The 8,893-nt window shown below is 71.5% G+C and carries 11 protein-coding genes; 8 read left to right on the top strand and 3 right to left on the bottom strand.

Annotated features, from left to right (window positions below):
• Positions 1 to 45: 45 nt before the first annotated feature.
• From BO64_RS06145 to BO64_RS06130, 4 genes are read left to right on the top strand one after another with little or no spacing between them, the layout of a single operon-like run.
• Entirely contained in the window at positions 46 to 441 is a 396-nt protein-coding gene (locus BO64_RS06145; RefSeq protein WP_496402394.1) for a DUF4870 family protein, read from the top strand.
• A gap of 55 nt (positions 442 to 496) precedes the next feature.
• Positions 497 to 988 carry a MarR family winged helix-turn-helix transcriptional regulator gene (locus BO64_RS06140; RefSeq protein WP_496402393.1) on the top strand — a complete coding sequence of 164 codons (492 nt, stop codon included), beginning with the start codon at positions 497 to 499 and terminating at the stop codon, positions 986 to 988.
• A complete protein-coding gene (locus tag BO64_RS06135) occupies positions 985 to 1,692 on the top strand; it encodes a response regulator (protein WP_496402392.1) in 708 nt (235 codons plus the stop codon). Before BO64_RS06140 ends, BO64_RS06135 begins: the two co-directional genes overlap by 4 nt.
• Positions 1,693 to 1,741: 49 nt before the next feature.
• Positions 1,742 to 3,112 (top strand): ATP-binding protein, encoded by a 1,371-nt coding sequence (locus tag BO64_RS06130; RefSeq protein ID WP_496402391.1) that lies wholly within the window; start codon positions 1,742 to 1,744, stop codon positions 3,110 to 3,112.
• An 8-nt stretch (positions 3,113 to 3,120) separates the two neighbouring features.
• Here the strand turns inward: BO64_RS06130 and proC are convergent, their stop codons facing one another.
• From proC to BO64_RS06115, 3 genes are all read right to left on the bottom strand, one after another.
• On the bottom strand, positions 3,121 to 3,921 hold the full coding sequence (gene proC, locus BO64_RS06125; RefSeq protein WP_496402390.1) for a pyrroline-5-carboxylate reductase: 801 nt from the start codon (positions 3,919 to 3,921) through the stop codon (positions 3,121 to 3,123).
• Between the two features lie 125 nt (positions 3,922 to 4,046).
• Positions 4,047 to 4,550 (bottom strand): type III secretion system chaperone family protein, encoded by a 504-nt coding sequence (locus tag BO64_RS06120; protein ID WP_496402389.1) that lies wholly within the window; start codon positions 4,548 to 4,550, stop codon positions 4,047 to 4,049.
• 144 nt (positions 4,551 to 4,694) lie between these two features.
• Positions 4,695 to 4,961, bottom strand: a complete 267-nt coding sequence (locus BO64_RS06115; protein ID WP_496402388.1) for an accessory factor UbiK family protein — start codon at positions 4,959 to 4,961, stop codon at positions 4,695 to 4,697.
• 120 nt (positions 4,962 to 5,081) lie between these two features.
• On the opposite strand from BO64_RS06115, the gene lgt reads away from it, so the two are divergent.
• The 4 genes from lgt to BO64_RS06095 all read left to right on the top strand — a co-directional run bounded on the left by lgt (position 5,082) and on the right by BO64_RS06095 (position 8,806).
• Positions 5,082 to 5,948, top strand: coding sequence for a prolipoprotein diacylglyceryl transferase (lgt, locus tag BO64_RS06110; RefSeq protein ID WP_496402387.1), 867 nt, complete (start codon positions 5,082 to 5,084; stop codon positions 5,946 to 5,948).
• Complete coding sequence (locus BO64_RS06105; RefSeq protein WP_496402386.1) at positions 5,945 to 7,003, top strand: class I SAM-dependent methyltransferase; 1,059 nt, start codon at positions 5,945 to 5,947, stop codon at positions 7,001 to 7,003. The genes lgt and BO64_RS06105 overlap by 4 nt, the downstream gene beginning before the upstream one ends.
• A gap of 4 nt (positions 7,004 to 7,007) precedes the next feature.
• Positions 7,008 to 7,772, top strand: a complete 765-nt coding sequence (pgeF, locus tag BO64_RS06100; protein WP_496402385.1) for a peptidoglycan editing factor PgeF — start codon at positions 7,008 to 7,010, stop codon at positions 7,770 to 7,772.
• Between the two features lie 98 nt (positions 7,773 to 7,870).
• Positions 7,871 to 8,806: a ribose-phosphate pyrophosphokinase gene (locus BO64_RS06095; protein WP_496402384.1), complete on the top strand. Its 936-nt coding sequence runs from the start codon at positions 7,871 to 7,873 to the stop codon at positions 8,804 to 8,806.
• Positions 8,807 to 8,893 lie beyond the last annotated feature (87 nt).

Below are 8,893 nucleotides of genomic sequence, written 5' to 3'. Positions count from 1 at the left end.
CACGGTTCAGGCATCATCACCGAAACGGGAAGAGAGGCTCAGCACATGACGGACCGCCTGGACGACGGGGTCGCCGAAGACCGCACCATGCCGGCGGTGACCTACGCGCTCTACTTCCTGACCTACGCCACGGGCATCACGGTCATCATCGGCCTGATCCTGGCCTATGTGCAGCGCGACCGGGCTGGCGCCCGCATGCGCACCCACTACACCTTCCTGATCCGCACCTTCTGGATCGGCATCGCCTGGGGCCTGCTGGCGGCGCTGCTTTTCGCCGTGGGAATCCCCCTGTCGGTGGTGCTCATCGGCCTGCCCCTGGTGTTCGTGGCCTGGGCCATCTGGTCGCTGATCGCCGTCTGGTTCGCCGTGCGTCTGGTTGTCGGGGTGATCTACCTGGCTCGCGACGAGGCCTATCCGCGACCCGACACCTGGCTGGCCTGAGCCCGCACCCCCGCCCCGCTAGCGCGCCGGGGGCGGCGCGGCTTATGGTGACGGCGTGAACGCGCCTGCCGATCCGCGCCTGATCCTCCGCGAAGACGAACTCGACGCCGGGCTCGAGTTGCTCATGCTGTCCGAAGCCGCCCTGTGGTCCGCCGTGGACCAGGGCCTGGCCGACCAGAACCTGGGCCTGGGCCGCTCCCACTGGCGCGCCGCCTTCCTGCTGCGCCGCCGGCCGGGCATCGGCGTCCAGGAGCTGGCCCACCTCACCAGCCTGTCGAAACAGGCGGCCAGCCGCATCCTCGTGGACCTGGCCGCCAAGGGTCTTGTGGAAAAGGCGGCGGGCGACCTCGACGGACGCCGACGCACCGCCGTCCTCACCGAAGCCGGCCGGGCCTTCGAGGGCGCCGTGTCCGAACGGCTGCGGACCCAGATCTCCCGGGCCTACCGGGTGGGCGGACTCGACGGCGTGGCCGGCGCCCGTCGCATCCTCGCCGCCCTGGCGGGCGGACGGGCGCGCAATCCCCATGCCGGCGGAGGGCGCGGATGACCCCGGGCTCGCCCGACGCCCGCGGCCGCCACCTGCTGGTGGTGGATGACGACGACCGGATCCGCGACCTGCTCAAGGCCTATCTCACCCGGGCCGGCTTCCGGGTGACCGCCGCCTCAGGCGGGGCTGCGGCCCGGCGGCTGCTCTCCACCCTCGATTTCGACCTCGCCGTCTTCGATGTGATGATGCCCGGCGAGGACGGCTTCTCCCTGACCCGCTGGCTGCGCGAGCAGCGGGGCCCCGGAGGCCGCACGCCGGTGCTGATGCTCACCGCCCGGGGAGAGCCCGGCGACCGCATCGAGGGCCTGCGCACCGGCGCCGACGACTATCTGGGCAAGCCCTTCGAGCCCGAGGAGTTGCTGCTGCGCATCGAGGCCATCCTGCGCCGGGCCCAGGACCGGCCAGCGCCGGGCGGCGTTCTTTCCCTCGGGCGCTGCCGCTTCGATCCCGAGCGCGGGGAACTCACCTCCAACGGCGAGGCGGTGCGCCTGACCGAGGCCGAGATCGCCCTGCTGCGCCAGCTCGCTCGCACCCCGCACGAACCGGTGGACCGGCTGGAGCTGGCCCGGGACAGCGTCGATCCGTCTGGCCGGGCGGTGGACGTGCAGGTCACCCGCCTGCGCCGCAAGATCGAGGAAGACCCCAAGGCGCCGCGCTACCTACAGACCGTCCGCGGGGTCGGCTACCGCCTCGTTCCCGACTGATGACGGCCGCGGCGCGACAGGCGCCGGCCCCGTTCACCGGGGACGGCCGATGAGCGGGTCGCTCCCGCGCAGGCTGGGGCGCTGGCTGCGGGGCCGCCTGCCCACGACCCTGTTCGGCCGCTCGCTGCTGATCATCGTCCTGCCGGTCGCGCTGATGCAGGTGGCCGTGACCTACGTCTTCTTCGACGCCCACTGGCAGACCGTCACCGCCCGCCTCTCCGAGGGCCTGGCCGGCGACATCGCCTGGGCCGTGGAGAGCTACAAGGACGATCCTCGCCCCGAGAGCTTCGCCCGCCTGTCCCGCCGGGCCGAGGAGTCCATGGGCCTGTCCATCGCCCTGCAGCCCGACCGGGCGCTGCCAGCGCGAAGGCGCAGCCCCCCGGTGCTCTGGGAGCCCTTCTTCGCTCCCATCGACCGCTCGCTGGAGCGGGCCCTGTCCGAGCGGTTGGACGATCCGTTCTGGTTCGACACCACCCGCTATCCGGCCTTTGTCGACATCCGCGTGAGCGTGCCCGGGGGCGTCATGCGGGTGCTGGCGCCGCGCGACCGCGCCTTCGCCACCCAGGGCCACATCTTCGTCCTGTGGATGACGGTGGCCACCGTCCTGCTGACCGCCGTCGCCATCCTCTTCATCCGCAACCAGGTCCGGGCCATCGAACGCCTCGCCAACGCCGCCGAGGCCTTCGGCCGCGGGGTCGACCAGCCCAGCTTCAAGCCCCAGGGCGCCAAGGAGGTCCGCCGGGCGGCCAGGGCCTTCCTCGACATGCGCGCCCGCATCCAGCGCCACATCGACCAGCGCACGGCCCTGCTGGCCTCGGTGAGTCACGACCTGCGCACCCCGCTCACCCGGCTCAAGCTGGCCCTGGCCCTGGAAGAGACCTCAGGCGCGGCAGCCATGAAGCGCGACCTCGCCGAGATGGAGCACATGATCGACGAGTACCTAGCGTTCGCCCGCGGCGAGGGCGGCGAGGCCCTGGAGCTCACGCCCCTGCGGCGGCTGCTGGACGAGGTGAGCGAAGGCGCCATCCGCGCCGGGGCCCAGGTGAGCGTCGCCGCGGACGCCGAACTGACGGCCATGGCGCGGCCGAACCTGCTGAAACGGGCCCTCTCCAACCTGATCATGAACGCCGCAGCCCACGGCCGGCGGGTGGAGGTGGCCGCGCGCCGCCGCGCCCAGGGCGGGGTGGAGATCACAGTGGACGACGACGGCCCCGGCATCCCGCCCGAGCGCTACGAGGACGCCTTCAAGGCCTTCTCGCGCCTGGATGAGTCCCGCAACCAGAACACCAAGGGCGTGGGCCTGGGCCTGGCCATCGCCCGGGACGTGGCCCGCGGCCACGGCGGCGACATCACCCTGGACCGTTCGCCCCTGGGCGGCCTGCGGGCCATCGTCCGCCTGCCGGGCAGCCTGCCCGGCTAAGGCCGCCCCTAGCCGCCCAGCTCCTTCGAGCGGCGCACCGCCGCGCCGACCGCCTCGCGCAGCAGGTCGGGCAGGCCGCCGCGGGCCTGCAGCAGGACATTGAGCGCCGCCTCGGTGGTGCCGCCCGGCGAGGTCACCTGGCGGCGCAGCTCGACCGGATCCTCGCCGGTTCGGGCCAGCAGCGCCGCGGCCCCGGTCAGGGTCGAGCGGGCCAGGCCTCGCGCGTCGGCGGGCGAGAGGCCGGCGGCGACCCCCGCGCCCTCCAGGGCCTCGATGAAGGCGTAGAGGTAGGCCGGCGCCGACCCCGACACCGCGGTCGCCGCGTGCATCAGGTTCTCGTCGACGAGTTCCACCACTGTCCCCAGGGGCTCGAACAGCGTCCGGGCCCGGGCGAGAGCCGCCCGATCCTCCGAGAAGACGCTGGCCGTCCCCTGGCCGATGGCGGCGGCGGTGGTCGGCATGACCCGGGCCACGGGCCGCCCGCCGAACGCCTGAGCGATGTCCTTGGACTTAACGCCGGCGGCTATGGAGACGATCATCGCATCCTCCGCCAGCAGCGGGGCGGCCTCGGCGGCGGCCGCGCGCCAGATCTGCGGCTTCACCGCCAGCACCACCGTCCGCGCCCGGGCGAGATCGCCCTCGGGCGGATTAAGCACCGCGCCCGCCTCGGCGGCGGCCGTGGCGGCGGGGCCCGGATTGGGGTCGCGGATCAGGACATCGGCGGCGGCGAAGGCGCCGGCGGCGCGCCAGCCGTCGAGCATGGCGCCGCCCATCCGGCCAGCGCCCAGCATCAGGATCGGTGTGGTCATCGGCGGATGACTAGCAGGTGCGCCCCGCCAGGGGGAGGCCGCATGACGCCAGACGAGGCCGTCCGCGCCCGGAGCCCCTGGGCGCCGGGCGAAGCGCCGCCTTCGCCCCCCTTGTTTCAGGAGGGTCAGGCCTCGCCGACGGTCTCGAACATACAGGCGGCGATGGCCTCCTGCGGGCTCTTGGCCCCGCGGAGCATGAAGTCGAAGGCCGGGTAGAAGCGGTCGCCCGCCTCCACGGCCACGTCGATCATAGCCGCGGCCTGGGCCAGGCTCGGCTGTTCGCCGGTCATCAGGGCCATGCCGTGGCGGAAGATGATCTCGCCGTCTTCCCAGAGCTCGAAGTGGCCGAGCCAGACCCGGGGATTGATCGCCGCGATCAGTTCCTGGGCCGCTTGGCGCTTTTCCTTCGGCGCCCGCTGATCCATGGAGAGGCAGAGTTGCAGCGTGTCGCCCTCGGGACGCCAGGCGAACCAGAGTTCATAGTCCTTCCAGTCGCCGGCCAGGCTGAAGGCCAGGTCGCCCTCTTCCGTGCGGTCGAAGGGCAGGTTCTCGGCGGTGAGCACATGCTCGACCACGTCGAGCGGGTCGTTGGAGAGCAGGACGCTGTCGTCCGTCAGGGAGGTGTCCATTCTAAGACCCCTTTCGCAGCGGGCGGGGAGCGGTGATCCGCCTCCGAATCGCCAGCGACACTGAAGGTAAGCTGCTTCGTGGCGGGGCCGTCACCTTCATATTGTGGCGTTCGGCCCCCACGGGCGTGTTGTGCACAGAAAGGGTCAGGCGGCTTCGCCCTTCGGGCCTTTGGTCGCTCGCTTCGGCGCGGTCTGGGCAGCGCGGAGAGCCTCCACCTCCAGGCGGAGAGCGGCCAGTTCGGCCTTGAGCGCGTCGAAATCCTCGCGGCGGACGAGGTCGAGCTCGGCGGCGATGCGATCGGCCTGGCTGCGGAAGGCGGCCTTGGCCTCTTCGCCGGCGGCCTGGGCCATGCCCATGGCGGCGGTCGTCAGCTTGGCGAGCTCGTCGAGGATCGGGTTCTGAGTCTGCATTTTCTTCGTTCTGGGCCGGCGGAGGCCGCCCCCTTCAACGCTCTATATGGGCCTTCGGGGGTCGAAAGCGAAGGGCTTCTCGTCTAACACCCGGAATAGCAACGCCGGAGCCGCAAGACCGTGCCGTTTCCCGAATTCGATCCCGTCCTCGTTCAGCTGGGCCCGATCGCCATCCGCTGGTACGCCCTGGCCTATGTGGCCGGCATCCTGCTGGGCTGGCGGTACGCGGTGGCGATCGTCCGGAACGAGCGCCTGTGGGCCCACCGGCCGCCGCCGGCCACGGCCGAACAGGTGGACGACTTCATCCTCTGGGTCACCCTGGCGATCATTATCGGCGGGCGGCTCGGCCACGTGCTGTTCTACACGCCGCAGCTGATCTGGACCGACCCGCTGGAGATTTTCCAGGTCTGGAACGGCGGGATGAGCTTCCACGGCGGCGCCATCGGCGTGCTCATCGCCGTCATCCTGTTCGCCCGGCGCAACGGCGTCGACCTGTGGCGGCTGGGCGACGTGGTGGCCGCGGTGGTGCCCATCGGCCTGTTCTTCGGGCGCATCGCCAACTTCATCAACGGCGAGCTGTGGGGCCGCCCCACCGACGCGCCCTGGGGCGTGGTGTTCTGCAATCAGCGCATCCTGGAGACCCTGGGCTGGTGCCCTGCGGGGAATGTGGCCCGCCACCCCAGCCAGCTCTACGAGGCGGCGCTCGAGGGGATCGTCCTCTTCCTGATCCTGCGCTGGGCCACCCACGGGGCAAAGCTGCTTAACCGCCGGGGCGTGGTCATGGGCCTGTTCGCCGCCTGCTACGCCCTGTTCCGCATCAGCCTGGAGAACGTGCGCCAGCCCGACGCGGGCCTTGAGAACCTGCCCCTCGGCCTGACCATGGGCATCTATCTGTCGATCCCGATGCTGGCCTTCGGCCTGTGGCTGATCTGGCGCGGGATGCGCGAGCCCCTCCCCGCCGCCCGCGAGGCCGGCGAAACGGCGTGAGCAGGCTGCGCGAGAAGCTGGCGGCGCAGATCGAGGCGGGCGGCCCCATGACGGTCGCCCAGTTCATGACCGCCTGCCTGCACGATCCGGAGTTCGGCTACTACGCCACCCGCCCGGCCCTCGGCGAAGGCGGCGACTTCATCACCGCCCCGCTGCTCAGCCAGATGTTCGGCGAGCTGATCGGAGTCTGGGCCGCCCTGTCCTGGACGTTGATGGGCGAGCCGCCCGAGGTGCGGCTCGTGGAGATGGGGCCGGGCGACGGAACCCTTATGAGCGACGTCCTCCGGGCCGCCCGCATCGCGCCCGGGTTCCTGGAGGCGGCCGACGTCTGGCTGGTGGAGACCTCGGGGCCGCTGCAGGACCTGCAGGCCGCCCGCCTGGGCCAGTCCGTCCGCTGGGCGCGGACCCTGGACGAGGTCCCCGGCGGCGTTCCCCTGATCCTGGTGGCCAACGAACTCCTGGACTGCCTGCCGGTCCGCCAGTTCGTCCGCACCGCCATCGGCTGGGCCGAGCAGCTGGTGGGCCTGGGCCCGGACGGACGGCTCGCCTTCGCCCTGAACCCGACGCCCGCCGCCGGCCTGCTGCCCGACGCCCGCGAGGGCGTGGTGTTCGAACAGTCCGCCGCCCAGGAGGCCCTCGGCGCCCAGCTCGGCGCCCGCCTGGTGCGGGACGGCGGCGTGGCCCTGCTGATCGACTACGGCCGCGACCAGCCGGGTTTCGGCGACACCCTCCAGGCCCTGCGCCGCCACGAAAAGGTCGATCCCCTGGACTGCCCGGGCGAGGCGGACCTGACGGTCCATGCCGACTTTCCGGCGGTCATGGCCGCCGCCCGGCGCGAAGGCGCCGGGGCCGCGATCCTGCCCCAGGGCGCGTTCCTGGCCAGGCTCGGGATCGGCGAGCGAGCCGAGGCCCTGGTCCGCGCACGCCCCGACAAGGCCGCCGTCATCGGCCGCCAGCTCAACCGCCTCGTGGCCGCCGGTCAGATGGGCGAGCTGTTCAAGGCCTGCTGCCTCCATTCCCCCGGCTGGACGCCGCCCGCGTTCGAGGAAGAGTGACCCCATGAGCGCCCTCCCCGCCCTGACCTCGCCCCTGCTGGACCTCCCGGGGATCCGCCACGCCTTCTTCACCCGGCAGGGGGGCGTCTCGGAGGGCATCTATGCAAGCCTCAATGTGGGCGCCGGCTCCAAGGACGATCCGGAGGCCGTGCGCGAGAACCGCCGCCGCTGCGCGGAACACCTGAATGGCGAACTGGTCACCGCCTACCAGGTCCACTCCGCCACCGCCCTGACGGCGGACGGCCCCTGGCCGGACGGCCCGCCCCAGGCCGACGCCGTGGTCAGCGCCACCCCCGGCGTGATCTGCGGGGCCCTGTCCGCGGACTGCGCCCCGATCCTGTTGGCCGATCCCGAGGCGAAGGTGGTGGGCGCCGCCCACGCCGGCTGGAAGGGCGCACTCTCGGGGGTGGCCGAGGCGGCCATCGCCCGCATGGAGGCCCTGGGCGCCCGGCGCGAGCAGATCGTCGCCGTCGTCGGCCCCTGTATCGCGCCCGAGTCCTACGAGGTGGGGCTGGAGTTCGCCGACCGCTTCCTGGCCGCCCATCCGGACAACGCCCGCTTCTTCCATCCCGGGGCCGGCGGCGAGAAGCGCCAGTTCGACCTGCCGGGCTTCGTGACAGCGCGACTCAAGGCCGCAGGCGTCGGGCGCTGCGAGTGGATTGGCCGCGACACCTGCACTGACGAAGCGCTGTTCTTCTCCAACCGCCGCGCGTTCAAGCGCGGAGAGCCCGACTACGGGCGGCTGCTCTCGGCGATCGTCCTCGTCTGACGCCCGGTCTGGCGGTTGCGGCGCCGAACAGGCATGCTGCGCCTAGACTCTCCCGCCGCCCCTGCTACAAGCGCGCGCATCAAGCACATGGGGGTCCGATGAAGCTGCTGGCCGGCAACTCCAACCGCACCTTGGCGCAGGCCGTCGCTTCGCATCTCGACCTGCCGCTCACGCGGGCGCAGGTGAAGCGTTTCCCTGACAACGAGGTCTGGGTGACCATCGACGAAAACGTCCGCGGCGAGGACGTCTTCGTGCTGCAGTCCACCAGCTTCCCCGCCAACGACAACCTCATGGAGCTGCTGATCTGCATCGACGCGCTGAAGCGCGCGTCGGCCCGGCGGATCACGGCCGTGATGCCCTACTTCGGTTACGCCCGTCAGGACCGGAAGACCGGCGGCCGCACGCCGATCTCGGCCAAGCTGGTGGCCAATCTGATCACTCGCGCCGGCGTCGACCGGGTGCTGACCATGGACCTGCATTCGGGCCAGATTCAGGGCTTCTTCGACATCCCCACCGACAACCTGATGTCCGCGCCGCTGATGGCCGCCGACATCAAGTCCAACTACGCCAATCCCAACGAACTGCTGATCGTCTCGCCGGACGTCGGCGGCGTGGTGCGGGCCCTGGCGGTGGCCAGCCGGCTGAACGCCGACCTCGCCATCGTCGACAAGCGCCGCTCGGGCCCGGCCAAGTCGGAAGTGGCCAACATCATCGGCGACGTCGCCGGCCGCCGTCTGATCCTGTTCGACGACATCGTCGATTCGGCCGGCACCCTCTGCTCGGCCGCCCAGTCGCTGATGGACGCCGGAGCCACCGAGGTCTCGGCCTATGTGACCCACGGGGTGCTGTCGGGCGCCGCCGCCGAGCGGGTGAAGAACTCGGTCCTCAAGGAACTGGTGATCACCGACTCCATCGAGAAATCGCCCGAGGTGGCGGCCGTGGACAAGATCCGCACGGTGACCTGCTCGGCCCTCCTGGGCGAAGCGATCCGCCGCATCGCCAACGAAGAGAGCGTCTCGAAACTCTTCGATTGAACGGATCGTGACGGGCGACGCTTGCTTAGCAAGCGTTTACCTCTTGAACGGCACCGTCGACGGGGGGCAAGTGATGCGATTCGACCA

Source organism: Phenylobacterium composti DSM 19425, assembly GCF_059568645.1.
Note: the sequence above shows the minus strand (reverse complement) of the source record. Positions and strands in the feature narration are given on the sequence as shown.

Bases quoted from the DNA above. Each gene is read 5' to 3' on its own strand.
- BO64_RS06145 (WP_496402394.1), top strand. From the start codon at position 46: ATGACGGACCGCCTGGACGACGGGGTCGCCGAAGACCGCACCATGCCG.
- BO64_RS06135 (WP_496402392.1), top strand. From the start codon at position 985: ATGACCCCGGGCTCGCCCGACGCCCGCGGCCGCCACCTGCTGGTGGTG.
- BO64_RS06130 (WP_496402391.1), top strand. From the start codon at position 1,742: ATGAGCGGGTCGCTCCCGCGCAGGCTGGGGCGCTGGCTGCGGGGCCGC.
- proC (WP_496402390.1), bottom strand. From the start codon at position 3,921: ATGACCACACCGATCCTGATGCTGGGCGCTGGCCGGATGGGCGGCGCC.
- BO64_RS06120 (WP_496402389.1), bottom strand. From the start codon at position 4,550: ATGGACACCTCCCTGACGGACGACAGCGTCCTGCTCTCCAACGACCCG.
- BO64_RS06115 (WP_496402388.1), bottom strand. From the start codon at position 4,961: ATGCAGACTCAGAACCCGATCCTCGACGAGCTCGCCAAGCTGACGACC.
- pgeF (WP_496402385.1), top strand. From the start codon at position 7,008: ATGAGCGCCCTCCCCGCCCTGACCTCGCCCCTGCTGGACCTCCCGGGG.
- BO64_RS06095 (WP_496402384.1), top strand. From the start codon at position 7,871: ATGAAGCTGCTGGCCGGCAACTCCAACCGCACCTTGGCGCAGGCCGTC.